Origin of the sequence: Psychrobacter sp. BF1 (assembly GCF_019279065.1) — a bacterium.
Classification (GTDB): domain Bacteria; phylum Pseudomonadota; class Gammaproteobacteria; order Pseudomonadales; family Moraxellaceae; genus Psychrobacter; species Psychrobacter urativorans.
In genome coordinates this window covers 54,604-80,766 of record NZ_JAGYWV010000006.1, presented here as the reverse complement: position 1 = coordinate 80,766, position 26,163 = coordinate 54,604, and the positions used below count along the sequence as shown (strand labels likewise).

At 41.9% G+C, this 26,163-nt stretch carries 21 protein-coding genes; 7 read left to right on the top strand and 14 right to left on the bottom strand.

The window, feature by feature from the left end:
* Positions 1-420: 420 nt before the first annotated feature.
* Together dnaJ and dapB are read left to right on the top strand one after the other, a co-directional pair.
* A complete protein-coding gene (gene dnaJ, locus KZA12_RS08555; RefSeq protein ID WP_201623422.1) occupies positions 421-1,557 on the top strand; it encodes a molecular chaperone DnaJ in 1,137 nt (378 codons plus the stop codon).
* A 222-nt stretch (positions 1,558-1,779) separates the two neighbouring features.
* Positions 1,780-2,622: a 4-hydroxy-tetrahydrodipicolinate reductase gene (dapB, locus tag KZA12_RS08550; protein WP_218689945.1), complete on the top strand. Its 843-nt coding sequence runs from the start codon at positions 1,780-1,782 to the stop codon at positions 2,620-2,622.
* A 94-nt stretch (positions 2,623-2,716) separates the two neighbouring features.
* Here dapB and KZA12_RS08545 read toward each other — a convergent pair whose 3' ends face one another.
* The 8 genes from KZA12_RS08545 to erpA form a co-directional block, all read right to left on the bottom strand.
* Positions 2,717-3,892 carry a type III PLP-dependent enzyme gene (locus KZA12_RS08545; RefSeq protein ID WP_218689944.1) on the bottom strand — a complete coding sequence of 392 codons (1,176 nt, stop codon included), beginning with the start codon at positions 3,890-3,892 and terminating at the stop codon, positions 2,717-2,719.
* Positions 3,893-4,077: 185 nt separating this feature from the next.
* Positions 4,078-4,620, bottom strand: a complete 543-nt coding sequence (gene def / locus KZA12_RS08540; protein WP_201623425.1) for a peptide deformylase — start codon at positions 4,618-4,620, stop codon at positions 4,078-4,080.
* Positions 4,621-4,899: 279 nt separating this feature from the next.
* Positions 4,900-5,154, bottom strand: coding sequence for a GlsB/YeaQ/YmgE family stress response membrane protein (locus KZA12_RS08535; protein WP_216581581.1), 255 nt, complete (start codon positions 5,152-5,154; stop codon positions 4,900-4,902).
* Between the two features lie 430 nt (positions 5,155-5,584).
* Positions 5,585-7,234, bottom strand: coding sequence for a Mur ligase domain-containing protein (locus KZA12_RS08530; protein WP_218689943.1), 1,650 nt, complete (start codon positions 7,232-7,234; stop codon positions 5,585-5,587).
* A gap of 318 nt (positions 7,235-7,552) precedes the next feature.
* Complete coding sequence (locus tag KZA12_RS14905) at positions 7,553-8,176, bottom strand: copper resistance protein NlpE N-terminal domain-containing protein (RefSeq protein ID WP_256932897.1); 624 nt, start codon at positions 8,174-8,176, stop codon at positions 7,553-7,555.
* A gap of 457 nt (positions 8,177-8,633) precedes the next feature.
* Positions 8,634-9,143, bottom strand: a complete 510-nt coding sequence (locus KZA12_RS08520; protein ID WP_218689942.1) for a disulfide bond formation protein B — start codon at positions 9,141-9,143, stop codon at positions 8,634-8,636.
* Positions 9,144-9,251: 108 nt separating this feature from the next.
* On the bottom strand, positions 9,252-10,826 hold the full coding sequence (gshA, locus tag KZA12_RS08515) for a glutamate--cysteine ligase (RefSeq protein ID WP_256932896.1): 1,575 nt from the start codon (positions 10,824-10,826) through the stop codon (positions 9,252-9,254).
* Between the two features lie 394 nt (positions 10,827-11,220).
* The gene (erpA, locus tag KZA12_RS08510; RefSeq protein ID WP_227677272.1) at positions 11,221-11,601 is read right to left on the bottom strand and encodes an iron-sulfur cluster insertion protein ErpA; all 381 of its coding nucleotides are present in this window, start codon (positions 11,599-11,601) and stop codon (positions 11,221-11,223) included.
* A gap of 850 nt (positions 11,602-12,451) precedes the next feature.
* Here erpA and KZA12_RS08505 point away from each other — a divergent pair.
* Positions 12,452-14,521, top strand: coding sequence for an ATP-binding cassette domain-containing protein (locus tag KZA12_RS08505; protein ID WP_218689940.1), 2,070 nt, complete (start codon positions 12,452-12,454; stop codon positions 14,519-14,521).
* Between the two features lie 58 nt (positions 14,522-14,579).
* On the opposite strand, the gene KZA12_RS08500 is transcribed toward KZA12_RS08505, so the two are convergent.
* Positions 14,580-14,942 carry a septal ring lytic transglycosylase RlpA family protein gene (locus KZA12_RS08500; RefSeq protein ID WP_201623431.1) on the bottom strand — a complete coding sequence of 121 codons (363 nt, stop codon included), beginning with the start codon at positions 14,940-14,942 and terminating at the stop codon, positions 14,580-14,582.
* A 483-nt stretch (positions 14,943-15,425) separates the two neighbouring features.
* Between KZA12_RS08500 and KZA12_RS08495 the strand changes: the two genes are divergently transcribed.
* Together KZA12_RS08495 and KZA12_RS08490 are read left to right on the top strand one after the other, a co-directional pair.
* Positions 15,426-16,427 carry a DnaJ C-terminal domain-containing protein gene (locus tag KZA12_RS08495; RefSeq protein WP_201623432.1) on the top strand — a complete coding sequence of 334 codons (1,002 nt, stop codon included), beginning with the start codon at positions 15,426-15,428 and terminating at the stop codon, positions 16,425-16,427.
* An 80-nt stretch (positions 16,428-16,507) separates the two neighbouring features.
* Positions 16,508-16,831, top strand: a complete 324-nt coding sequence (locus KZA12_RS08490; RefSeq protein WP_201623433.1) for a chaperone modulator CbpM — start codon at positions 16,508-16,510, stop codon at positions 16,829-16,831.
* A 150-nt stretch (positions 16,832-16,981) separates the two neighbouring features.
* Here KZA12_RS08490 and KZA12_RS08485 read toward each other — a convergent pair whose 3' ends face one another.
* The 5 genes from KZA12_RS08485 to KZA12_RS08465 form a co-directional block, all read right to left on the bottom strand.
* Positions 16,982-18,169 (bottom strand): MFS transporter, encoded by a 1,188-nt coding sequence (locus tag KZA12_RS08485; RefSeq protein ID WP_218689939.1) that lies wholly within the window; start codon positions 18,167-18,169, stop codon positions 16,982-16,984.
* 469 nt (positions 18,170-18,638) lie between these two features.
* Positions 18,639-19,844 carry a serine/threonine transporter SstT gene (gene sstT / locus KZA12_RS08480; protein WP_218689938.1) on the bottom strand — a complete coding sequence of 402 codons (1,206 nt, stop codon included), beginning with the start codon at positions 19,842-19,844 and terminating at the stop codon, positions 18,639-18,641.
* 340 nt (positions 19,845-20,184) lie between these two features.
* The gene (locus tag KZA12_RS08475) at positions 20,185-20,691 is read right to left on the bottom strand and encodes a DNA polymerase III subunit chi (protein WP_218689937.1); all 507 of its coding nucleotides are present in this window, start codon (positions 20,689-20,691) and stop codon (positions 20,185-20,187) included.
* A 6-nt stretch (positions 20,692-20,697) separates the two neighbouring features.
* Complete coding sequence (locus tag KZA12_RS08470) at positions 20,698-22,344, bottom strand: leucyl aminopeptidase (protein ID WP_218689936.1); 1,647 nt, start codon at positions 22,342-22,344, stop codon at positions 20,698-20,700.
* A gap of 154 nt (positions 22,345-22,498) precedes the next feature.
* The gene (locus KZA12_RS08465; protein WP_218689935.1) at positions 22,499-23,110 is read right to left on the bottom strand and encodes a cysteine hydrolase family protein; all 612 of its coding nucleotides are present in this window, start codon (positions 23,108-23,110) and stop codon (positions 22,499-22,501) included.
* Positions 23,111-23,544: 434 nt separating this feature from the next.
* Here KZA12_RS08465 and lptF point away from each other — a divergent pair, with 434 nt between their 5' ends.
* Both lptF and lptG read left to right on the top strand, forming a co-directional pair.
* The gene (gene lptF, locus KZA12_RS08460) at positions 23,545-24,825 is read left to right on the top strand and encodes an LPS export ABC transporter permease LptF (protein ID WP_218689934.1); all 1,281 of its coding nucleotides are present in this window, start codon (positions 23,545-23,547) and stop codon (positions 24,823-24,825) included.
* Entirely contained in the window at positions 24,825-26,057 is a 1,233-nt protein-coding gene (lptG, locus tag KZA12_RS08455) for an LPS export ABC transporter permease LptG (RefSeq protein WP_218689933.1), read from the top strand. The genes lptF and lptG overlap by 1 nt, the downstream gene beginning before the upstream one ends.
* Positions 26,058-26,163: the final 106 nt, after the last annotated feature.

The following is a 26,163-nucleotide window of genomic DNA, read 5'->3' as shown; positions in this document are numbered from 1 at the left end:
ATCCTGACAAAAATGTTTTCTACATCGATAACAATAGTAAAGATATACCTTGCTCACTTAGGCCTCTCTTTAGGAGGTTTTTGACAGATTTGAATAGCTACTAATGAGGTTATAGCGGTTTAATATAAAAATTCATCAGCCGAGCGCTTGATAAATCAGTGCAGCATCTCCATTAAGAGCGCAAACTTTTATTAATTGATTTGATTAATCATTATCCCATCAATCAGCTATCAGCATTCATAAAACAAACCCTATTTTATACTGTAATTAAAGCATAAGCAGTTATAGCCTCTATAACTACGTTTCATGTGAAACATTAGTGAGCATAGTGCTGTATAAATAGGGACGTTGATGACATGACTGAGGTTATGGTCAATAAATAGGCCAGTCGGTGGCTCGATAATGACAAGAGGAGAACCCATGAGTAAGCGCGATTTTTATGAGGTATTAGGCGTCAGCAAGACTGCAGACAGTAAAGAGATCAAACGCTCTTATCGTAAACTGGCGATGAAATATCATCCAGATCGCAACTCTGATGACCCTGATGCAGAAGAAAAATTTAAAGAAGCCTCTATGGCTTATGAAGTCCTGAGTGATAGCGATAAGCGCTCAGCATATGATCGTATGGGCCATGCTGCTTTTGAAAACGGTATGGGTGGTGGCGGATTTGGCGGTGCAGGTGCCGGCAACTTCCAAGACATCTTTGGCGATATCTTTGGGAACTTTGGCGATATCTTTGGCCAATCTCGTGGCGGCGGCGGTAGTCGTTCACGCCGAGGTTCGGACTTGCGCTATGTGCTTGAGCTCACTCTTGAAGAAGCGGTACGTGGCTGCAAAAAAGAAGTTAGCTTTACGGCACCAGCGCCTTGTGGCACTTGTGATGGTAAAGGCGCTAAAAATGCCTCAGATGTAGTCACTTGCCAAACTTGTCATGGCCAAGGTCAAGTCCGTATGCAACAGGGCTTTTTTGCGGTACAGCAAGCTTGCCCACAGTGTGGCGGCTCTGGTAAACAAATCAAAAACCCATGTCCTGACTGTCATGGTAATGGTGTTAAAGACAAGTCTCGCAATCTAGAAGTTTCTATTCCAGCAGGCGTAGATGATGGTGATCGCGTCCGTCTAGCAGGTGAAGGCGAAGCAGGCGGTGCAGGAGTACAAAACGGTGATCTATACGTTGAAGTACGGGTTAAGCCGCACAATGTCTTCACTCGCCAAGGCGCCGATCTATATATGGATGTGCCAGTGAGTATCACTGATGCCGCACTCGGCAAAGAAGTCGAAATTCCTACCTTAGATGGCAAAGTAAATATCAAAATCGCTGAAGGTACTCAAAGTGGTAAACTGCTACGTGTTCGTGGCAAAGGCGTAACGCCAGTGCGTACGACTATGAAAGGCGACTTGATCTGCCGAGTAATCATTGAGACCCCAGTTAATCTAAATCGCGAGCAAAAAGATTTACTGCGTCAGTTCCAAGATACTTTAGATGGCGATAGTCATCATAAGCAGTCACCGCACAAGAAGTCTTTCTTTAAAAAGATTGGTGACTTGTTCGACTAGCCAGCAGACTGCAAAAAGCTCTTATCTTAAGCCCCATGGTTTCACGTGAAACTATGGGGCTTTTTATTTTCACTGAGATAAAAACTAACGACTGATAGTCTTATAAGCCAAGTTCTTCTAATAAGCATTTTTGCTAAAGGCAGTAAAATCAATTCATGCTATGATATTCAGCAATATTATCAACAATAATTATTTTCCAAAATTAGAATTTAAGGAATAAAAATGAGTAAAAAATTAAATAAAAAAATGGCTGGCGAGCTCATAAATATCGGTGTTATCGGAGCTGGGGGCCGTATGGGTCGCATGTTGATTGAGGCAGTACAAGACAATCCGCAGACCACTCTTAGCGCTGCTATAGAACGCCAAGGCTCAAGTCTGGTTGGTGCTGATGCTGGTGAAGTGGCATCGATAGGTCGCATTGAAGTAAAAATTGTCGATGACTTAGTCGCTGTCATTAATGACATTGACGTGTTGATTGATTTTAGCTTGCCGGAAGCTACCGAGAAAAATATGCAGATTTGTGCTGAGCATAAAGTCGCTATGGTGATTGGTACTACTGGCTTTAACGAGCAGCAAGAGCAAGTATTGACCGAGGCCAGTAAGCATATTGCTATTGTTTATGCTGGTAACTATTCTACTGGCGTTAACTTATCGCTAAAGCTACTAGGATTAGCCGCTAAAGCGTTTGGTACTAATGCTGATGTAGAAATCATCGAAGCCCATCATAAGCATAAGATTGATGCGCCATCCGGTACAGCATATATGATGGCCGAAGCTGTGGCTGAAGCACGTGGTCAGGATTTAAAAGAAGTGGCGGTGTACGGACGAGAAGGGCAGACAGGCGCACGCAAACCAGGAACTATTGGTATCCATGCTATTCGTGGTGGCGAAATCATCGGCGATCATACGGTGATGTTTATCGCTGATGGCGAAGTGGTGGAAATCACTCACCGAGCACGAGCACGCATGACTTTTGCTGCTGGTGCTGTTCGAGCTACTACTTGGATCGTTCAACAAAAAGCCGGTCAATATAACATGCAAGATGTGTTGGGTCTTAATGACTAGTGCTTGACTTAATACTGCTAAATTTTTCAAATAAAAAAGCGCGATGCTATTAATAACAGCACCGCGCTTTTTATTGACCACGATTGATCAGGGATTAATCAACGTAGACTACTTCTAATGGCGGAAAGCCATTAAACTCAATAGAAGAATAAGAATTAGTATAAGCACCAGTAGTAAGCCAGTAGATCTTATCGCCAATCTCTAGCTCTTGCGGCAATTGATAGCCAGTTTCTTCATACATAATATCAGCAGAATCACAAGTTGGACCTGCTAATACCACAGTGCCTGCATTAGTAGAAGTTTCCATTTTAGGCGTATAGAGCGGATATTTGATCGCTTCGCCTAAAGTCTCAATCAAGCCTTGGAACAGACCGACATCGGTATAGACCCAACGCACCAAATCGGTATGCGACTTGCGAGATATCAGTACCACATCACTCACTAATACCCCTGAACCACCCACTAATGAGCGACCAGGCTCAAGAATGATTTCTGGCATATCTTGCTCATTATAATCATCAGTCAGATAGCGCTTTACTTCTTGCGCATAAACTTGGATCGGATTGACTTCACTTAGATAATTAGCAGGAAAACCGCCACCCAGATTAATCATCTGTAGCTTGATGCCTTCTTCGTTGCTCATCCAGTCAAACATATACTTAACTTTAGCAAGCGCATCATCCCATGCGGCGACGTCTTTTTGCTGACTGCCGACATGGAAAGAAATACCATAAGGTACTAAACCAAGATCACGTGCTTGAATCAGTAAATCAATTGCCATATCAGGGTGACAGCCGAATTTACGTGATAGTGGCCATTCAGCAGTATCTGAACCTTGTACTAGAATACGTACGAATACCTTGGAGCCTGGGGCATATTCAGCGATGTTTTTTAGGTCAGCCTCAGAGTCAGTGGCATACAAGCGTACCCCTTTTTCATAGGAATATTTGACATCTTTAGCTTTTTTAATAGTGTTGCCATAAGAAATTCGGCTGGCATCAACATCACAATTAAGTACCCGATCCAGCTCATAAACAGAAGCACAGTCAAAGTTCGAGCCTAAATCAGCAAGTAGATTAATCACTTCAACCGCAGGGCTAGCTTTCATTGCATAATGAATCTTAGCTTTCGGAAATAGCCCAACCATCTCATTGTATTGAGTTTTGATACGGCTTAAATCAACCACCAAAAACGGAGTTTCACGGCCTTGAGCAGCTTTAGTGAATTTTTGCCAACTGGCAGGGTCAAAATATTGGTCAATTTTGATCATATAGCAAGACCTTTAATAAAAGATGAAATTACGCAGATAGTCAATGAAGTGCATAGCTGGCCAGCGCTATTTTTTGACAACCCTAAGCCGCATTAGGCACCAGACGTAAGCCTTAAATACAGCTACTAGACTCATTGTCAGAAACAAACGCTAATTTTACTAAAGATAAATAACCTTACAGGTCGTTAGACATTGCTAGGCTGTGCCTGATTTTCTAACTGCTTTTCACGAATCTTAAGTACTTTACGCACTTTGTCACGGGCACGATTCTGCTTAAGATTAGACAAGTAATCAACAAAGATAACCCCATTTAGGTGATCCATTTCATGTTGAATACAAACTGCTAGCAGGCCTTCAGCTTCTATATCTACAGCTTGACCGTTTTCATCCAAAGCTTCGATACGTACTTTAATAGGACGCTCAACCTTATCGTAAACATCAGGCACAGAAAGACAGCCTTCTTCGTATGGCTGCTTTTCTTCTACTAAAGGGGTCACTTTTGGATTGATAAACACCATTGGAGTGTCTTTGTTTTCAGACAAATCCATGACGATCAGTTGAATATGCTGATCAACTTGTGATGCTGCAAGACCAATGCCTTCAGCGTCATACATAGTCTCAATCATATCAGTGATTAAGGTTTTTATTTTATCATTGACTTCTTTGACCGGCTTAGCAAGAGTGCGTAGGCGTGGGTCAGGATAGTTTAAGATCGGGAGTAATGCCATACGGCTCACCTCAAAAATACGGACAGACGGGAATACTAATAAAACGGGGGGTTTATTATAAAGTAAATGGGGACAAAAGTAATATTTATCAACATCTGCTAGCAGTAACTGATGATATAGGTCTAAGTAGCTAACACAAGTCGCTAAAAGCAAAAAGGACCTTATAGAGATAAGGTCCTTTTATTAAACGAATAACTATTTAATTAAGACTAATTACTGAGAGCTTAATATTTTTAATTAACGATATATCGTAGTCAAAACTAATACAACAGCAGCCAATTATATACGGCGTCTGTTCATAATCATCTCATACAAGAATAGCAATAGAATTGCACCGATTACTGAGAAGATCAGACCTGTGAAGCCACCATCAGCATTGATACCGATAAGTCCGGCAACAAAACCACCTAGCATTGCACCAACGATACCTAAAATGATGGTCATAATCCAACCCATAGCGTCGTTACCAGGTTTAATGGCACGTGCTAATAGACCGGCAACTAACCCTACAATAATCATCCAAATAAAGCTCATTATTATTCTCCTAATATTTAATATTATTAACTAAAAATTCAATTAATTTTCTATTACTTTTAGTGTGGTTTACTTTAAGACTAAGTTTATAAATTTGATAAAGCTATTGTAAACACTCGGCAAGATCAATAGTAAGTGCAAAATGTTACCTGTGTAGGGGCTATGTGAGAAAAACTAAGTATTTGCTATTTTTCAAGTAAAGTACGTAAATGGCGAGTAACAGAAGCAGTAAAAAGGTTAATAGGGGTAAGGATTGTATGTTGCTATAAGTCAGCACTAGTATCATAAGCCGATTGCAAAACAGCGCCATCCTTATAAAAGAATGACGCTGTTGGTAGTGGCCAATTATTTACAGCTACTGCTATTTCAGTAGCAATCTTATAAGAAATTAGCCACTAATCCTTCACTAGTAAGTCTCAAGCTATTGAATTTAGGCAGATGGTGACTGTAACGCGGTTAATAGACGCTGATGAATCCCTTCAAAACCACCGTTCGACATAATGACGATAGCATCATTTGCCTGCGCATGAGTGCAAAGGTATTCAATAATGGCTTCTACACTGCTTAGGACTTGTTGCTTAGGTTGGCGACTATCTGTATTTTCACTGATACTTTCATCGACGTTATTAGCAGTAGTATTTAAGTTAGCTTGCTCGATAACCTCTCTAAGCCCCCATTCAAGACCAGCAGGTTCATACCATAAAGTGTGATCTGCAAGCACTGCTGACTGCGCTAAGCTATCCTGATGAATACCCATTTTCATAGTATTACTACGCGGCTCAATGATGGCCCAAACTCGTCTGCCGGTCAGCTTCTTTTTAGCACCATCTAAAGTAGTATTAATAGCCGTTGGGTGATGAGCGAAATCATCAAACACTAAAATATCGTTAACTTCACCAATCAGCTCCATACGACGCTTAATACCAGCGAAGGCCGACAAAGCGGCACAAGCAGTAGTAATATCGACACCGACATTATAAGCGGCGGCTATCGCTACTAAAGCATTATTAACATTATGAATACCACTCATTGACCAGTCGACGCTAGCAGATAGTTGAGCATCGCTACTAGTATCAGAGCGGTTATTGTCATTATTGCTATTGCTATTGCTATTGCTGCTACTGCTACTGCTACTGCTGCTACTGCTGCTACTGGCATTTTGATTAAAGCTAACTTTAAACTGACTGCCATCTTCGTTGATCAGCTCTGCTTGCCAATCGATATTTTCAGCTTCTTTAAGGTTTTCACCTTGCTTATACTTATTAGCGCCGGCCTGTTGTTCGGTTATCGCCGTACGCCAAACAGGCGTCCAAACGCCTCTAGCTAGAGTATCTTCTAAACTAGCCGTCTGCGCTGGCATGATGATTCTGCCAGTACTAGGAATCATACGTAGCATATGATGGAACTGGGTTTGAATAGCATTTAAATCAGCGAAAATATCAGCATGATCAAATTCTAGGTTGTTTAAGATAACGGTACGTGGACGATAATGAACGAACTTAGAACGCTTATCAAAGAACGCACAATCATATTCATCGGCTTCAATGAGAAAGTAGCCGTCAAGCGCTGACTGAGTATCGGCCGTCTCTAAAGACTCTGCTCCTAAGTAGCTACTATGAGCGAATACTTGTTGTAAATGCTCATCAGTAGTATTGACTAGAGGCACGCCACCGATCAAGAACCCAGCATCTATACCTGCATAATGGAGTATCCACGCTAGCATCGTCGTCGTCGTGGTCTTACCGTGAGTACCAGCGACCGCTATCACATGACGCGACTGCAATACTTGCTCAGACAAAAACTGTGGGCCTGAAGTGTAGCGCAGACCTGTATCTAACATATACTCAATCACATCCATGCCGCGTTTCATTGCATTACCCACTACTACTAAATCTGGGGCTGGTTGTAAATGTTGCACTAAGTAGCCTTCGTTAATGATCACACCAGCACGTTCAAGCTGGGTGGACATAGGAGGATAGACATTGGCATCTGAGCCAGTCACTGTATGACCAAGGCCACGTGCTAGTAGGGCCAATGACCCCATAAAAGTGCCACAAATACCAAGAATATGAATATGCATTGATGTACCGCGCTAAATGAAATGGATGTATGGGATAAGGGTATAGCAATGAGATTGTAGTACGATAAAATATTTTAGGGCGTGTTGAATAGTCATTAGTACACACTGCTCTAATCGACACGGCAACACCGCCGAGTTATTGTAACTCATTAATAACTTCTCTAATAGCTAGCCAATAAAAAACGCCTAGTAACAAAGCGTCAGTAAGGCGTTAATGAGAATAGAGTTTTTTTGAACCCTAGCAGCAAAACCAGTAAAAATTATTATAAAACATAATTTAAATAAAGGTGCTAACTAGCGAGCGCTTAAAGCAGCTTATTATTTACGCGATAAAGTGTAATCAGGATCAGGTTGTTTATCAGCATCTAATAGCACTAGATGATTATCTTGAATAACATAATTCTCAACGTTCTCTTCATCATAGACCACAGTAATCATATTATCATCTTGGCGATAGATACCAGACTCAACCACCGGTGGCCTGATCTGCTGAGGACTTCTATAAAAGCTGGTCTTTTGCATAGTTCCATCTGCACGCAGATTAAGCGTTAAACTAATCCCTTCACAATTTTTACAAGATAACATCCCCATGTAATCACCGATTAATACCGCTTGCAAGGCACTGTCAGCGCGTTTTTCTGAAATCATCGGCGCGCTTCTTTTTACAGGTTTTCTATCATTGCTAGCGGCATCTAAAAGCGAAGTACCTTCGTGGTCATCAGTTTGGCTAGTAGATATTGGGGCTTGAATGGCTATTTCTGCAGTAATTTCCTGATTGGCCTTAGCCGCTATTTTGTCTTCTGCAGCAGCCGTAGAGGTCGATTGACTATCGCAGCCAAACAGCACTACACAAAAAGATAGAGACAACGCTAGGCGACCAAAGCTCTTATTAATAGGAGCAAGCCTAGTCGTGACCCTTTGAGAACAATAATAATGTTTCATTATCACACCAGTAGTAGGCAATTAGCAGTCCATACTTTGCAGTTATTAGCTGAGTATTACCGCATAATTCTAGTAATCAACATCACTATATCGAGTTAAAATCGCTCAAATTCATATCACTTTATAATTACAAAGTAGATGAACAACAGACGTTTTTATTTAAGCATTTTAGACAATAATAAATCATTATAAGGTAACAAATACCACTGTGGTTTCTGTGTTGTTTTTGTTGTCTCTATTGCCGCTCAATCTTGCTATGTAATCTAATTTGGCTAAGCAAAAATACTCGCTAAGCAAAAATATTCGCCAGCGAGTTCTAACGTAGCTGCTAATTGGATGGATAGTTGTCTTAAACAGAGGTTTAGATAAAAAGCTTATGAATAAGTGCCCATTAACGAGCGCTTATTGATGAATGGTTAGTTATTGCTATCAATAAGATCTAGCGCCATAACTATTACTAACGAGGTTTAATAATGCGCCAAAAAATTAGTATATGAGCGATTAACAAAAAGCTGAATAAAATTAAAGACAGTTCAGGAATACTCAGCCCTAAGAACGACCAGTCAACTAAAGCACACTCGCCAGAACCAGCTAGAACCTCATTAAGCACTTGCTTCATAGGCAAAGTATCAAGCCAGTAATCAAGACCAGGACCACAAGAGGGCACTTGATCAGGTGGCAGATGTTGTAGCCAAACATGACGCCCCGCTATCACTGTTGCCCACACAATACCCGCTAAACTTCCCAGCCATAATATCAATCTAATCGCTTTAGACTTAGGATTAAATAGGGCGGCAATCAATGCAAAACCACCCATTACCATCAGACCAATACGCTGAAAAATACACAGCGGACAAGGGGTCAGACCTAAGTGACTTTGTAAAAAAAACAGCGCAAAGCTCATGCCTACTATCGTCATTAACACTAAAAATACTTGCAAACTGCGATAAGTGGTCAGACGATGCATTTAGTCAATACTCTTATAAAATAAAGTGGGTTTTGAGCTTTAATTATTAGTAGGTTAACTAGTATTAATAGTCTAGTCATTACTAATAATCTAGCAACTATTCATAGTCTAGCGATACTGCTGCAAAAATTCCATAAAGTCTTCGCTCTCAGAGGACTCAAGCTCAGCTTGTTGCAGTACTGATTTTTCGGCTAGGACTTCGTACTTAGCTTGGGTATGCGGGCTAAGCGTTTGCTGCAATAGAGAGTCACGATGCTGATTGGCTAAAGTAAAGCCTAGTTGCCATAGGCTACCTAAGCGTTTGCTATCAGCATTCACTTGTGCGGAGATAGTCGACTCAGAATTACCAGCTTTGCCTTGCATTAGTGCCACAGCAGCACGGTAATCGTTACCACCATAATGAGCATCAAGTAATGCTGCTAGCGGTTGCATATTAGTTAAATGCGTCAACATCCAGCTTTGTAGTAACTGCTCTGAGCCATTATTTAGCACATGCAAACCTTCAAGACGACCTTCATTGACCACCCGTTCAAGGTTGATTGCTAGCTCTTCTTCCTCTGCAGGCATAAGATCAGGAGAGTTATTTAGTAAGCAATACAGGGCCATTACTTCTAAGAAACATGCACTCGAGAGGCGAATACCGACATCACTATAAGGATCTAAATCGATTGCCCGGAACTCAACATACGCAATGCCACGACGTTCTAGTGCTTCAGTAGGCGTCTCGCCGCGATCAGTGATTTGTTTGGGGCGAATAGGACTGTAGTATTCATTCTCTATTTGTAGAATATGATCATTGATCTGAATAGGATTACCATCAGCATCATTTAAGCCCAATTTTTTAAAGCTCTCATGCGGAGTTTGAATGGCACGGCGTAAGCCTTCGACATACTCAGGTAAATGGTTATAACGAATATCTAGATGTTCCTGCACGCTATTGGTATAGCCAAGCTTGCCCATACGTAAGCTAGTAGCCGTGGGCTTATAGTAAGTGGAGTCATTGAGCAATTCTAAATCATGTTCGCGGCCAGCAATAAAACACGGACAGACGCTAGGGCTAGCACCTAATAAGTATAACAATAAGCTAGTTAGGCGCTTAAAATTGCGAATTAGGCCTAAATACTTATCGTTTTTGAACTCTAAAAATGACTGAGAGGGTTGTTCCTGAGTGTGTTCTTGCCAGTATTTAAACAGCCCATCACCAAAAGATAAATTGTAATGCAGGCCAGCAATAGTCTGCATGCGGCGACCATAACGAATACCTAGTCCGCTGCGATACAAAGTCTTTAGCTTGCCAGTATTCGAGCTACCGTAGTCTGCTAACGGGATATCTTCATCGTTAGAGGACAGCATGCAAGGCATAGATAACGGCCACATCAGCTCACCTTCAGGTAGTGCTTGATAGACCAAAACGTGGAGCTGACGTAACATCGCTAAAGTATCTTTTGGCGTATCTTTGGGGTCAGTAATTAGCTCAAGTAAACTTTCTGAGTAATCAGTAGTAATGAATGGGTGAGTTAATTTTGAGCCAAGTTTGGCTGGGTGAGGAGTCTGTGCCAAATAACCATCAGGCCTAACTCGCAACCCTTCTTTCTCGATACCACGCAGCATACCTACTAAGTGCTCGCTATCGAACCAATCAGGGATTTTGAAATCAACAAAAGTACTTGCGAAATTACTCATAGTATTCATCTATTGTTATAGGTTATATCAGCGTAAAGGCTAATAAAAAGTTACTCAAAAAGAGGAGTTATTAAGGTGAAATAATGCAGTCAGTTTAGCCCAAAGCACAACTAAACACTATGCGAAATTACAAATCCAGTAAGCTTTAGTTATGCTATGTTGACTGTATTTATATCATAAATAATGGTTATTCAATCAGCCAATAGCCGAGGTATATAAGCCAGTAGCTAGCAATTAAAAGCTATGCTAATAAGAGTTATAAAAAAAGCATCTACTTGCTAAGCAAATACCTAAAATAGATGCTAAAAGTAGATGCTTAAAGGGTATAGCAACTAGGCTGATTATTTATCACAGTATATGACCAGTTTCTCAAAGCTAATCAGTAATTATCGCTCTATATAGAGAATGAAGAGCCACAGCCACAAGTAGTAGTAGCATTAGGGTTTTGCACTACAAATCGTGCCCCCTCTAAGCCTTCGGTATAATCTACCGTGGAGCCTTGTAAATACTGATAGCTTAGCGAGTCCACCACTAAAGTCACGTCACCATTATCAAAATTAGCGTCGTCTTCATTAACATCATTGGCAAAGTTAAAGCCATATGAGAAGCCCGAACAGCCACCACCGGTAACATAGACTCGTAGCATCAGGTCAGCATCGCCTTCCTCTTCACGCAAACGACGCACTTTTTGGGCAGCACTATTGGTCAAGCTTAATATGGTCGGATCGATAGGCTGATTTGAGCTTGGGTCGTACTGGCTGATTGTTTCGGTCATGATTACCTCAGTAGCTACCGTAAAAGACGCTTAGGAAACTATAGTATGTATTTAGCCATTATCAATAAATAACAGCTATTGGTACCTAGTAGATCCTAACGGCGCAAATAATTCGGTTAGATAGTATTTGATGGAGCAATAAAATTTAGTAAAGCAGATCTAATCAATAATATATTGCTATTAATAAACTCTTATTAGGCATATTGAACACTCGACTAGGGTACTTAGACCTTTTTAGTACACAGTGTTTCTAAGATGCTGATTCTACAATAGCTGCAAGTTAGAACTCTCTATACGAGTCTTCTAAGGGCACCTTTAATAAAGTTGCGGCAACAAATAGTCCTGCCCCTATTTTTATCTGATAATAGCTGGCCAAGGCATCTGCCTTATCTATAATTTTTATTTAGACTACAGCACAGCTTTGATAAATCAATAGCTATTAGTAGTGCCTTGCTATGATTATTCAACATCGCCTAGTATATCATAATTGGGGCTGTGGTTAATTTGTCAAGTCTATTAGACATAGTTAATAGCGGTTAATAACGGTTACGAGTAGCTAGAGCTAACAATGATTGCTAATCACTAGATCTAATAACGGTCGTTAATAGGCAGTATTAGCAACCAATTATCAGTCATTAGCGTTGAAAACCGTCTAGTTCGCCTTCATTAATGGCTTAAAATTGAAATAGTTGTTTAATTGTTTGCCTATAGGGCGGGCGTTTGAAATAATAGTCAGTAATTATCTGATTTTATGTCTTTTACCTTTAAGAGCTGCTTAGTAAAGAGGCTCTTAAACCTGCTTTTACCTTTAGTAACTGCTTTTTCTAATACCCTTGAGATAAAAACCCCTATGATCGAATTTAAAGACGTTAGTGTTCGCCGTGATGGCCGTGAATTATTTTCAGGTGCCAGTTTTCAGCTGCACCCCAATCACAAAATTGGTTTAACCGGCAATAACGGTACTGGCAAATCAACCTTGTTTGCCTTATTACTAACGCAGATGGGCACTGGCGATACAGAAGTGACGCTTGATAAGGGTGAAGTTAGTATTCCTGATAGCTGGCATGTGGCACATATGGCGCAGGAAGTAGGCGCTAGTAGCCAAACCGCGATCGATTACGTACTAGGTGGTGATGAGCAGTGGTATACGCTCAACGAAGCTTTGAGTGACTTGAGTAGTGTTAGTGATGATCAAATTGGGGTGTTGCATCAGCAGTTTGATGAGATTGATGGCTATCGCACTCCTACTAAAGCGGCGCAAATTATGGCGGGGCTTGGCTTTAATACGGCTCAGCATGATTTGCCAGTAGAAGGCTTCTCTGGGGGCTGGCGTATGCGCTTAAACCTAGCGAAAACCCTAATGAGTCGTGCTGACTTGATGTTACTCGATGAGCCAACTAACCATTTGGACTTAGATGCGATTCTATGGCTTGAGACTTGGATCAATTCGTTTACCGGTTTGGTGATCGTAATCTCACATGATCAGGCGTTCTTGGATGCTACAGTTGGTCACATCCTGCATGTAGAACAACAGCAGATCACTCTGTATACCGGTAACTATCAGCAGTTTATTCGTACTCGTCATGAGCGTATGGCGCAGCAGCAGCAAGCCTTTGAGAAGCAAGAAGCGACTAAAGCACATTTGGATGACTTTATTCGCCGTTTCCGTGCCAAAGCTAGTAAAGCCAAACAAGCACAGAGCCGTATTAAGCAGCTGGAGCGTATGGCTGAGCTATCACCTATGATGGCCGATAACCCATTCTCTTTTCAATTCTACGAGCCTGCTCACATGAGTTCGCCGTTGATTGAATTAAGCAAAGCAGACATTGGCTATAGCACAACGCCACTATTGTATAACGCTAATGTGCAAGTGACTCCTGATACTCGTCTCGGCTTGCTGGGGATGAACGGTGCTGGTAAGTCAACATTGATTAAAGCTTTGGTTGGTGAGTTAGGGGTGTTGACAGGGACGTATCAAGTTTCTGATACTCTAAAGCTCGGCTACTTCAATCAGCATCAAATGGATGCTCTAGATGCTGAAGCTACGCCTATAGAAATGTTACGCCGTCTGGCTGGTAAGACCTCTGATGCCCAATTGCGCTCATTCTTAGGCAGCTTTGATTTTCGCGGTGAACGTATTGACACCCCTAGCAAGCTATTCTCAGGAGGTGAACGCGCCCGTCTAACTTTGGCATTGATTGTCTGGCAACGTCCTAACGTCCTAGTTCTCGATGAGCCAACCAACCATTTAGATTTACAAATGCGTCAGGCACTAACGGTAGCTTTGCAAGGTTTTCAAGGGGCAGTAGTATTAGTCTCGCATGATCGTGAGCTAATCGCTAATGTCTGCGATGAGTTATATCTAGTGCATGACGGTCAGATCGATGAGTTTGATGGCGATATCAGCGACTACGGCAAGTGGCTGTCTGAAAAGCGCAAGCAAGAAAATTCTTCAGATAAAGGCGCTAATAAAAAAGGCAAAAACAAAAAAGCTAACAAAAAATTCATCGATAAAGATAGTGTTTCACGTGAAACAGATAATGAATCGGGCAATGGCAACCCTGATAAATCTAAATCGTCTAAAAAAAAATTCGCGAATTCTAAATTAGCTGAAAATACCGCAGTTTCTTCGTTGACTAAAGAGGAGCAGCGCAAATTGGCTGCTGATCAGCGCAAACTTACTGCCCCTATTCGTCGTAATATTGAGGATACTGAAAAGTCGCTAGCTAAGATTGAGCAAAAGCTAGTTAATTTGGAGACGCAACTGGCTGATACTGAGCTGTATGAAGAAGGTCGCAAAGCAGATTTATTAAAATTGCTTGATGAGCAGACAGCATTGCAACAGCAGCATAGTGATCACGAAGAGAGCTTGCTAATGGCGATGACTACTCTTGAAGAAATGGAAGCTGAATTTGAGTAAGGGTTTTTTGCTTAATAAATAAAAAGGGGGAGAGCGTCAGCTCTCCCCCTTTTCTACGTTATTGCCTACGGTATTTACCATCACCGTAAGATAGTATCTTCATACTAGTCGTACAAAGCTCGCAGTTTATTTTACCAGCAGCCGCTTTAGACAAATCGAGAATTCGTCCCCGAGCATAAGGGCCTCTATCAGTGATTTTTACTATCACGCTCTGCTTCGTCTTGTTATTAGTTACTTGTACCTTCGTACCAAACGGCAGCGTTTTGTGCGCAGCCGTTAAAGAGTTCATATTGAAGATGCTACCACTAGCTGTGCGTTTACCATGGAACTTTTTACCATAATAACTAGTATTAGCGGCAAAAACAGTAGTCGTTAACAACAGTGATAAAGTAATAACTAGAGACTTGATTAAATAAGACATTTAATACCTTTTTACAATTAACGAAATAGACAGATGTTCTTGCCTACAATATTCACACTCCCTATGAGCCTGAATAATATAACTATTTTACTAGAGAAAGCCTGCTATATCCTTACGAGTTTGTAAAATGCATTTAAAGATAAATATTTTATAAAAATAATTTTGAGATATAAGGTATTTGCTAATATTATTTCTCTATAAATAGAGGGTTGGCAATTGAATTAGCTATTTATAGAGAATTTTATAGTCATGCTGATTGTAAAATTAGATAGAGTGCCAAATATAATTACTATTATTTATATAGCGGCCATACTTAAAATTAATTTTTAGCGTTTAATTTTTATCAACATAAACTAAGGGTGCATTGCGGTATGCTATAGCTATAGATATAAACATAGCCCATGCAAAACATGAGAGTCATCACCCTAAAAACGCTCAACTCAAAACTATCGACATAAGCATAAAAATAAAAGGAAAATCATCATGGCAGAAAAGAATTATTATGAAATCTTAGGGGTCAAAAAAGATGCTACAGATGCTGATATTAAGAAAAGATATCGCAAGCTAGTGCGTGAGTACCACCCTGATGTCAGCAAAGATCCAGATGCTGATAGTAAGATTGCGGTTATTAATAACGCTTATGAAACCATCAGAGATAAAGATAAGCGGGCTGAATATGACGCCATGCTAAATAATCCATTTGCAGGCCAAGGCGGTGGATTCGGTGGTCAGTCAGGTGCTGGACAACCGGGCGGTTTCCGTTGGGACGATATGAAAGGTCAGTTCGGTGAAGGGCAAGCTTTTGGCGAAGGCAGCTTTCGCTTTGATGATATCTTTTCAGCGTTTGGTCATGGTGCGCGTGGTCAAACAGGGGGGCAGCAGCGCGGCGGCTTTGATCAGTTCGGTGCGGGCTTTGGTAGCCAAGATAGCAAAGGCCAAGACCAACATGCAGAGATCAATGTTGACTTGGCTTCAGTTTATAACGGTGACGACTATAGTATTAAACTAAATGTGCCAGTACGCCAACCTGATGGCAGCGTAAATTACGATAACAAAACCTTAAAGATTAAAATACCTAAAGGCATTACTGATGGTAAGCAAATCCGTTTAGGCGGGCAAGGGGCCGCAGGTAGTGGAAAAGGCAAAAACGGTGATTTATTCTTAAAGGTAAAAATCACTCATGCGGATAATATTCGCTTAGAAGGCGCTAATGTCTATCAAACGGTCAATATTACTCCGTGGGAAGCCGCGCTTGGTGAAAAGATAAACCTCACTACTCCGAGCGGAACTCTAGGTGTCACTATCCCTAGCAACAGCAAGTCAGGTAGCAATCTGCGCCTAAAAGGCAAAGGTATTCCTGCTAAACAAGCTGGTGATCTATTTTTAACCTTGAATATTGTTAATCCAGAAGTCAGTAGCGATGCTGATAAACAGGCTTATGAGCAGTTAAAACAAGCCTTTTCTGAGACTAGCATCAGCCGTTAGAAGTCGCTGGCAGTGACTATAACGAGCATACAATAAAATTAGTGCAAAACGTTAATATCAAAAGCAACGAGGATAATAATATGAAACACTCGCCTGAATTAACCGACATTATTATGAGCTTTGATGAGCTAGTATCTGCTTGTGGTCAAGAGCCACAGTGGGTAGTCGCTCTAATCGAAGAAAGCATCATTGAATATGACATTCCTGAAAGTCAGCAGTTTAGCGGTTATCAGCTCAGTACTGTGCGCCGTGCTTCACGACTTAGTCGCGACTTTGAAGCTAGCGTACCAGCGATTGGTTTGATACTAGAGCTGTTAGAGGAAGTCGAGCAGCTGCGTCAGTATAAGCGTCAATGGAATAACGATACGACGATGATTGAAATAGAAGTGACTAGTTTAAAGTAAGCCGGCGGCTAAGCTTGCCCTAGGTTTGTTATTTTTACCCAAAGCAAAAGGGCCTTATTGGCCCTTTCTTATTTTATAAATAACGGCTTTAAATAGCTATGAAACTCAAGCTAGCTATGCAATTACAGCAAAACTACCCTGCCTGTATGACTACTTAGCTCGAAAGCCATTCACTCTAGCGCTCCATACTATACACAAGCCTATCAAGGCGAGAGCAAGCACTGCCCAAGGGAAGGATACGGCGCCAATATGTTGCAATAGTAAGGCCCCAGCGATACCACCACCAGCAACTGCTAAATTAAATATAGTCACAAACATAGACTGTGCCACATCTGCATTCTTACCCGCTGCGCCTGCTAGTGCCGTTTGTAGCATTATCGGTGCGCCGCCAAAAGTAATGCCCCATAGCGCTATACCTATTAGTACGATTGCCGCCGAGCCGCCAGAGAAGCCCAGTATTAGTGCAGCTACTGCAAACCCGCTCAGACCTATCAATGCCATAGCACGTAGCCAGTGATCGACCAGCAATCCAGTGAGCCAAATACCCAGCATGGCAGTGATGCCAAATAGCAATAGAACAGCGTCAACTCTCTGTTCTAGCCCGACTGAAGCCAAGAAAGGCTCGATGTAAGTGTAGAGTAGATTATGGGCCGATATCCATACAAACACCGTAACTAATACAGGACGGATACCTGGCATCAAAAAAATCTGCTTAATAGGCAAGCGCTGTTTAACCGATTGACCAGCAAAGTCTGGTATCGCTAAGCGTATCCACAATAATAATAACAAGGTGAGCGCTGACATGATCCAGAACACCCCGCGCCAGTCAAATAACATACCCAACCAAGTGCCTAATGGAATGCCGAGGGCTAGTGCAATAGGTTGACCTACACCAGTAATGGCTAAGGCACGGCCACGCATATCACTTGCCACCATACGTAATACGTAACCGGGTAATAGACCCCATATCACCCCAGCTGCCATACCTGCAGCGAAGCGGGCCACTATGATAATGATATAGTTGCTAGATAACGTGGTGACAATATTAAATATTAATAAAGCACCAACAGCCAACATAAACAGCCGTCTGCGGTTCCAGCTGCGAGTAGCAGCGATGACCGGAATAGCCGCTAGCACTGAGCCCAAGGCATAGAAAGTTATCAGCTGACCCGCTAGCGCTTTAGACACGCCTAACGACTCACTTATTTGTGGTAGTAGGCCTGCTGGCATGGTTTCGGTCATGATAGCGAGGAAGCCTGCCAAAGTGAAAGCCAGTAGCTTCCAGATAGGTAAGCCTGAGACTACAGGCTCGGGTAGAGTATGATCGTTGATACTCATATAATCAGCCCTCCTATCGCTACGGCAGTTATATGAGTAATTGGAGTAGTACGAGTAATATAAGATGTAGCTAAGGTGAAGCTGGCAATGTTCATTTTTCTAGTAATGCTCATGTTAACTTCTTTTAATAATAGGTAAAACCCCTTTCCATAACTGGTTAGGGTAGCAAGACATTATGGTCTCTTATAAATAAGCGCTATAAGTAAGTGCTATTAACAGGCTTAGAAAATCTAAGATGCAGAGCTAAGCAGCTGCAGTATAACTGCGTTTTTGCCACTCACTCATTCTGCCATGTACCGTTTTGTTAAGTGTAAAACCCTTACTGCATATGATGTTTTTTATTTATAACAACAGTATTAAGCTGGACGATAGAAAGCGTTGTACAAAATTTAGATAAAAAAAAGAGCATCAAATGCTCTTTTATTATTACCATAACTTTCGCAATCTAGTCACTATTTTTCAACAGGGATCAGCGCGCATATTTTGGATCAGCAGCAGCAGTAAATAACACGTCTGTTGATGAGTTCAATGCGGTCTCAGCTGAGTCTTGTACTACGCCGATGATAAAGCCTATAGCAACCACTTGGATGGCAATGTCATTTGGGATACTAAATAAGCTAGCAGCAAGCGGAATTAGAAGTAGCGAACCACCGGGCACACCAGAGGCACCACAAGCACTAATCGTTGCCACTAAGCTTAATAATAAAGCGGAGGCAAAGCTAACTTCAATACCTAAAGTATGAGCCGCTGCTAGGGTGAGCACATTAATAGTAATCGCTGCACCGGCCATATTAATGGTGGCACCAAGTGGAATCGTCACCGAATAAGTTTCTTCGTGCAGGCCTAGCTTCTGGGCAAGGTTCATGTTTACAGGGATATTAGCCGCAGAGCTGCGAGTAAAGAAGGCCGTAATTCCAGACTCACTTAAGCAAGTAAACACCAAGGGGTAAGGGTTTTTGCCCGTTTTTACGAATACGATAATGGGGTTGACCACTAAAGCTATAAATAGCATACAACCAATCATTACTAGTAAAATTCGCCCATAACCAGCTAAGGCAGCAAAGCCAGTTTCTGCTACAGTATTAGCGACTAAGCCTAAGATACCGAAAGGTGCTAGAGCAATGACCCATTTTACAACTTGTGAAATAGCTTCAGAGAAATCAACCACGGCAGTACGGGTGGTTTCGCTGGCCTGACGTAAGGCAAAGCCTATAATGATTGCCCAAGCTAAGATGCCGATGTAGTTGGCATTGGCGATGGCATTAACAGGATTGGCTACGAGGCTAAGTAATAAGTTGCCTAACACTTCCTTTAGGTTGGCTGGTGGAATTTGCTCAACAGCATCCCCACTGATAAACACCAATTCTGTGGGGAATAAGAAGCTTGCACCTACAGCGATTAGAGCTGCCAAAAAAGTGCCGAAAAGATACATCACTAGCACTGGTTTGACGTAGACTTCGCTCTCACTACGATGCTGACAGATAGCTGCCATCACTAAGATAAATACCAATATCGGTGCAACTGCTTTTAGCGCACCCACGAACAGTGTACCTAATATTCCTAAGGCAATACCAGCACTAGGTGCCAACCAACCAATTAAAACACCTAATATTAAGCCAATAACAATTAGTGGTACTAGCCCTATTCGCTGGTACATCGCAATCAATGAACGCATTTTTACCCCTATAACTCAGTTAATAACAGACATTAGTAATAAGCGGAAGATATTAGCATTTTTTATGATATTAGCCTAACGTTAGACTCCATGACTATAACAATAGAAAAGTAGAAAAATAAAGAAATCAATTCTGTGACTGATAAAGGCTGATCGACTGCATTGCGTAAGTTAGGTTTAAGCGATAAAAATTTCTAATCACTATCGCCGCTTCAACTAAAAACAATTATTTGATCGCTTAATATTTAGGTAAATAAAAGCGCTAGCGAGGTTTTATTCAGCCATAAAAAAACGCCATGACTGGCGTTTTATAATTAACATTAAAAATAAAAGCTAAAAATCAAACTTTAAAGTGAGTAAGCTCATAGTCCAACTGTTGATAGCGCTTATACTTTTCTCGACCTTGTTGCATGCTGGTAGTATCAGGTTTGATAATCTCCAAAATACGAGTCGGTAAAGTGTTGCTAGTAGTGCTCATAAAGTCGTTCACCGCACGAGTAGTGGTATTAAGGACAATGCCCTTAAACTGACTCGGCAAGTAATCGCCTAAGAGCACTGGCGCCAGCAAATCATCAGTGGCAGGTGCAGTAGCGCTAGCTATTAATAACTGATGCGGAATAAAGCTAACGGCTTGTTGCGACCATAACGCCTCATCAAGCTCATTAAGCAAAGACTCATTATCGATTAGTAACAATAAGGACTGATTGCTTTTATTCAGCGCTGTTTGGACCAGCTGACTGATAAAGCCTAAAAAATCTTCTGCCTTATGGTCGCTCAGGACATAAAAGCTAACCGGTAGCTTATTGCCATTAGTCGCATTATTTACAGTAGTTTGATGGGTCGACATAAACCGTTATGCCATATCCGCAGCGTTCTTTAGATACTGCATAAATAGTGGCACTGGACGACCAGTAGCTGCTTTTTGTGCACCAGAAATCCAAGCAGTACCAGCGATGTCTAAATGCGCCCATGCTTGACCTTCTTCAATGAAACGCAATAAAAAGCAAGCAGCTGTTGTTGCCCCAGCACTTTTGCCACCGATGTTTTGCACATCAGCGATAGGCGAGTCAATTAGCGACTGATAAGCGTCATCCATCGGCATGTGCCAGACCAAATCACCAGACTGATTGCTAGCGTTTTCTAATGCAAACAGTACATCTTCATCGTTACTGAATACGGCTGAACGCACATGACCAAGCGCCACTACACAAGCCCCAGTCAAAGTAGCCACATCGATAATAGCTTTGGGCTGATAGCGTTGTACATAGCATAAAGTATCCGCTAGTACTAAACGGCCTTCAGCGTCAGTATTAAGGATTTCGACTGTTTTGCCATTCATGGCTGTGACGATATCACCAGGACGGGTGGCATCACCTGAAGGCATGTTCTCAGCACAAGCTAGGGCGCCGACAACGTTGATAGGCAGACGAGATTCACACAAGGCTTTTAGAGTACCTAATACTGCAGCAGAACCGCCCATATCGAATTTCATCTCATCCATAGCCGCACCTGGCTTGATGGAGATACCACCTGAGTCAAATGTGACGCCTTTACCGACTAGGACGATCGGGGCATCATCGTTGACCACTTGGCTATCTTGGCTGGCAGCTTTATTAGCTTTTTTGCCAGCGCCTTTAAGTGGTAGCTTATCAGCAATAGCTTTGAGGCTACCGCTAACTTTTGCGGCACTGTTAGGAGTAGCTTTTGCACTGAATTTTGACTTGCCTTGATACTCCATGATGACCAGCTGGCCCTCTTTAGTAGAGCCTCGTGACACTGACAAAAAGCAGCCCATACCTAAGGCTTCCATCTCAGCTTCACCTAATACCGTCACCTTTAACACATCAGAATGCTCTTTGGCTAAGGCTTGTGCTTGCTCTGCCATATAAGCTGGGAAACAAATATTACCCGGCTCATTAGCCACATCACGAGTCAAAGTTTGACCGGCGAATACGGCTTGTGCAAAGTCTAGCGCAGGCTGCAAATTAGCATCAGCCAATAGATAGATATCAGTTAATACGGGCGTTGCTTTTTCTGACTTGTACTTATCAAAACGGTAAGTAGCAGCTAATAGATTAAGAGCAAATTGACCGAACTCACTATCTTGTAAGCTATCAGCCAAAGCCACAGTAATAGAAGTTACTCGCTTTTGCGTGCTTTGATAGATAGTGTTAGCGATTTTTTGTAGCGCCGCGTTGTCAAGCTTATCAACATTACCTACGCCTACTAATAGCAACTGTAATGGGTTTTGTTTAGTGGTTTTTTTATCACCAGCTAAAGCATAATCAGCGACTGTTTCACAAGCTTTACCAGTGAAATGAGACACTTCGATCAGTTGCTCAATACGTTGTTGATAGTCACTTAGCGCAGATTGGGCTAAGATATTTTTCTTATCGTCAACTAATACTACTAAGCAAGCTGAGTCTTTATCATTGGCTTCTTTTTTTAGTATTTTTTGGGTATGAGTTTTTGGTAAATAATCAGTTAGTTTAATATTCATCTATTATTGTCCTTATTAGAATGTTTGGTTTTTATACTAATTAAGCAATTACGGCAGTGTAGCATATCAAAACAGCAGTGCGCAGTCAGCAAGGGTTAGGTAATAATTTTAAGCATCTCTGTTGCACACTGCGACCATTATAGTGAGTCAAACCCTAGCTATTAACTAAATCATCAGTCGCTAATAACTCTGCAAATCGGTCATGTAGCGCCGCCATGGCGGTATCGTGGACGATATTGGCAGCGATGGTTTTTCCTGTAACATTAGGCAAGTCACGAGTGGCACAAGCATCATGACAAACAAAACTTTCAAAACCTAAGTCAAAAGCGGCTCTTACACTAGAGCTAATGCACATATGACTCATAAAGCCGGCAAAGATAAGCTGTTGCTTACCCGTAGCTTTAATAAGGCTCTGTAGCGCAGTATCATAAAAAGCATTAGGGTGCTGCTTAGTAATAGTTTTTTCGCTATCTAGTGGCTGCAAACTATCAACAATAGCTACGTTAGCTGATAAGGGGTCAAAGACATTGCCATTAGCTGCGCCGTGATGGGCAATATGAAAAATAGGCACAGCACGCTCTCTAGCTTTGTCTAGTAGCAAACGTGCATTAGCAGTAGCGGCAGCGCCTAGCTCCCCTAGAGGCATAGCACCGTCAACATATTCATTCTGAAAATCGATCAATACTACAGCACAGTTTGACCAGTCTAGTTTATTAAACTGACCGCCAGCCAATTCGAGTAGGGTGGCAGGGGCGAGGTTAGACATAAGGTTCTCCAGCAGTTGATAAGGGTTATGAAGCTAAATTCTAACAACTATTTATCAGCTTATCAGAGCTAGATACTAAGCATACACAAACCTTTTAAATGAACTACAGTACAAGCATTAGTAATGTTATCGAACATCTTTTAGCGTCATATTTTTATAAAAATATGCTAGCATTAGCAGTCGCCGCTATCACTTATAATGGAAACGGTTTAATTTATACAAAATTTATTCTTGCTAGCTCTAAAATAGGTATCCATAACACTCAATATCTATCCTATTGCATATAGGTATGCTTTCTTATAATGGCATGATTGGTGCTATCCGTTTATATTTTCTGAGCCTAAATCTGTGTTTATTCCTATTATTGATAGATAAGCAATTCACCGTACCACTGCCCACTATTAAGAGTAACTATTGTGATATTACGCCGCTACATGACTAATCAGGTTGCCTCAACCACCGCTTTAGTATTGGGGTTTTTGATAGTGATGATGCTGGGTGGACGTTTGATACGTTATTTCGGTATTGCTGCTGAAGGTCGCTTAGATATCAGTTTGTTATTCAGCATTATTGGCTATAATCTGCCTTATTTCTTAGAGCTTATCCTACCCTTAGCCTTTTTTATTGCTTTGATGTTGGTATTCGGCCGACTCTATGTTGATCAAGAGATGGCGGTTATCAATGGTAGTGGTGTCTCACGTGGTAAATTAGCACGCTTGATAACCCCACTTATTTTGGCATTATTTGTTGTCGAAGCTGGCTTATCCGTAGTAGGTAAGCCTTGGGGCGTGCGCTCCTCTGAGAGTGTCTGGCAGCAGCAAGCATTGACTAGTGCCTTTGACTTGGTCCGCCCTAAAGAGTTTATCAGCAGCGGTAACTATCATCTGTATGTAGGCAGTCTTAGTGATGATAAAAAACAGTTGCAAGATGTGGTGCTAATTCAAAGTAAAGACGATGCTGAAACTAGTGGCAAAACGGCTATAGATGATAGTGCTCAGTTGGCAGATTCGCTTACTACTGAGGGGTCAGCGCAAGCGGCTGTCAGAGCGGTTAACAGCAACCAGGCTATTAGTAAGGATACGATCACCCTCGCCAAACGTGCTGAACAAGTTGATAACGGGGCTGGCGGCATTACCCAATTGGACTTGTTCCAAGGGCGACGTTACGAAGTAGGTGCTGGCAGTCTCAAGTATAACCAAATTGGTTTTGATCGTTATCGCATCACTTTGACTGAGTCATCAAAAGAAATAGTCACCGAAAAAAACATTGAGACTCAAACATTGCGCCCGTTATGGCAAGCAGCAACAGGTAGTGCGCAGGTTAACAGTACTAGCGCTATGTACGCTGCACAAGGCGAGTTGGGCTATCGATTTGCCCTACCTTGGCTGATGATCATTGCCCCGATGCTAGCAGTACCTCTAGCGCAAGTACGGCCGCGACAAGGGCGCTGGCTACGCTTATTTCCCGCAGTACTATTGTTTGTCAGCTGTGCTCTAGGTATCATCTCGCTGAAGAATCCGGTGAGTCAGGGTACTATCACTGTATGGTCTTATGCGTGGCTGATAGTCGGATTTATAGCACTAGCGCTGTATATGAATTGGGGTAGTCGTATTCAACACCGATTGCGGGTTCGCCGAGAAGACAGTGATTCGATATCCAGTAATCCTAATCAACAGGCCAATAGTAGTAATGGCTCAAATAGAGGGCAGTACTAATGCGCTCTTTGTTTAGCAACAGCGCCGCTAACGCGAATAAGTCTAACGGCTCGTCTAGTAATCTAAAAGTGCTAAGTCGTTACGTCAAGCTCAATGCCTTATTAGCCATTATTGCCGCTATCATAGGATTGTGGGCACTACAATTAGTCTTCTCCTATTTATCTGAGCTGGACTCACTAGATGACAGCTATACGATGGCGGAGGCGCTCAAGTATATTCTGTATCGCTCGCCTTATTTCTTAGAACAGTTTATCCCGACTGGAGCGCTGCTAGGAGCCGTAGTAGGTTTAGGACTGCTAGCTAATAAAAGTGAGCTGGTGGTGATGCGCGCCTCAGGCGTCAGCGTCTATCGTATCGTCAGTTGGGTATTGCAGCCTGCCTTATTATTTGTGCTGTTAGCCTTAATGATCAATCAGTTTATATTGCCTACTAGTAATCAGTTGGCGCACGAGATTAACAACACAGATCGCGATGTGTCGATTACTACGGTGCGTGGCTATTGGACAGTGCAGCCGCGATTTGCTACTAGTGACAGCAGCGAAGACCGTAATTCGGACACTACAGACGCTCAGCCAGATGGCAGTGATATTCTATATATTGACTATGCTGATGCAAAAGGTAACATCGGTGAGGTCAAGCGTTGGCATCTAGATAATAATGGCAACCTACAAACTGCTATCCGTGCTGAAGATGGCAAATATATTGGTCGTAAGCCTATCGATTCGAACAGCGATTCTGCTAAGAAATACAATTATGAGTGGCAGCTGAATAATATGACTAAGCTGAATATCAGCCAAGGTTTTGAGGCTAGTCAAGCTAAGTCACCTTCAGATACTCTAAGCTTGCCTTTTGCCCCAGAGTCGGTTTATTTACTGACTCGTGAGGCTGAAGATTTATCATTGACTCAGCTATATGAGCATAAGCAATTTATGCGTGGGCAAGGGCAGCGCTCATTAAATCATGAGCTAGCATTTTGGCAAAAGCTGCTATCACCGTTATCTATCTTATCTTTAGTGATTGTCGCTTGCTCATTTGTATTCGGTTCGCTACGTACTCATAGCTTAGGCTTGCGGATTGTTGTGGCCTTATTATTTGGCTTATTATTTAGCTACCTGCAAGACTTAGTGGGCTTTGTGTCTTTGGCTACTGGTTTCTCACCACTATTAATGGTGCTGTCACCGATCATCGCTAGTGCCTTGTTAGGGCTTTATTTGCTTAAACGCCAGATGTAGAGAGTTAGGTTGCACTAGAGCTAGACATAGAAAAGCACGCTAAGACTGAATTGTTTTAGCGTGCTTTTTTCACTTAGCATTATTCTTTTACTATTTTATGGTTAGC

Excerpts from the sequence above, each read along its gene's own strand:
- dnaJ (WP_201623422.1), top strand. The coding sequence starts at position 421 with ATGAGTAAGCGCGATTTTTATGAGGTATTAGGCGTCAGCAAGACTGCA.
- dapB (WP_218689945.1), top strand. The coding sequence starts at position 1,780 with ATGAGTAAAAAATTAAATAAAAAAATGGCTGGCGAGCTCATAAATATC.
- KZA12_RS08545 (WP_218689944.1), bottom strand. The coding sequence starts at position 3,892 with ATGATCAAAATTGACCAATATTTTGACCCTGCCAGTTGGCAAAAATTC.
- def (WP_201623425.1), bottom strand. The coding sequence starts at position 4,620 with ATGGCATTACTCCCGATCTTAAACTATCCTGACCCACGCCTACGCACT.
- KZA12_RS08535 (WP_216581581.1), bottom strand. The coding sequence starts at position 5,154 with ATGAGCTTTATTTGGATGATTATTGTAGGGTTAGTTGCCGGTCTATTA.
- KZA12_RS08530 (WP_218689943.1), bottom strand. The coding sequence starts at position 7,234 with ATGCATATTCATATTCTTGGTATTTGTGGCACTTTTATGGGGTCATTG.
- KZA12_RS14905 (WP_256932897.1), bottom strand. The coding sequence starts at position 8,176 with ATGAAACATTATTATTGTTCTCAAAGGGTCACGACTAGGCTTGCTCCT.
- KZA12_RS08520 (WP_218689942.1), bottom strand. The coding sequence starts at position 9,143 with ATGCATCGTCTGACCACTTATCGCAGTTTGCAAGTATTTTTAGTGTTA.
- gshA (WP_256932896.1), bottom strand. The coding sequence starts at position 10,826 with ATGAGTAATTTCGCAAGTACTTTTGTTGATTTCAAAATCCCTGATTGG.
- erpA (WP_227677272.1), bottom strand. The coding sequence starts at position 11,601 with ATGACCGAAACAATCAGCCAGTACGACCCAAGCTCAAATCAGCCTATC.
- KZA12_RS08505 (WP_218689940.1), top strand. The coding sequence starts at position 12,452 with ATGATCGAATTTAAAGACGTTAGTGTTCGCCGTGATGGCCGTGAATTA.
- KZA12_RS08500 (WP_201623431.1), bottom strand. The coding sequence starts at position 14,942 with ATGTCTTATTTAATCAAGTCTCTAGTTATTACTTTATCACTGTTGTTA.
- KZA12_RS08495 (WP_201623432.1), top strand. The coding sequence starts at position 15,426 with ATGGCAGAAAAGAATTATTATGAAATCTTAGGGGTCAAAAAAGATGCT.
- KZA12_RS08490 (WP_201623433.1), top strand. The coding sequence starts at position 16,508 with ATGAAACACTCGCCTGAATTAACCGACATTATTATGAGCTTTGATGAG.
- KZA12_RS08485 (WP_218689939.1), bottom strand. The coding sequence starts at position 18,169 with ATGAGTATCAACGATCATACTCTACCCGAGCCTGTAGTCTCAGGCTTA.
- sstT (WP_218689938.1), bottom strand. The coding sequence starts at position 19,844 with ATGCGTTCATTGATTGCGATGTACCAGCGAATAGGGCTAGTACCACTA.
- KZA12_RS08475 (WP_218689937.1), bottom strand. The coding sequence starts at position 20,691 with ATGTCGACCCATCAAACTACTGTAAATAATGCGACTAATGGCAATAAG.
- KZA12_RS08470 (WP_218689936.1), bottom strand. The coding sequence starts at position 22,344 with ATGAATATTAAACTAACTGATTATTTACCAAAAACTCATACCCAAAAA.
- KZA12_RS08465 (WP_218689935.1), bottom strand. The coding sequence starts at position 23,110 with ATGTCTAACCTCGCCCCTGCCACCCTACTCGAATTGGCTGGCGGTCAG.
- lptF (WP_218689934.1), top strand. The coding sequence starts at position 23,545 with ATGACTAATCAGGTTGCCTCAACCACCGCTTTAGTATTGGGGTTTTTG.
- lptG (WP_218689933.1), top strand. The coding sequence starts at position 24,825 with ATGCGCTCTTTGTTTAGCAACAGCGCCGCTAACGCGAATAAGTCTAAC.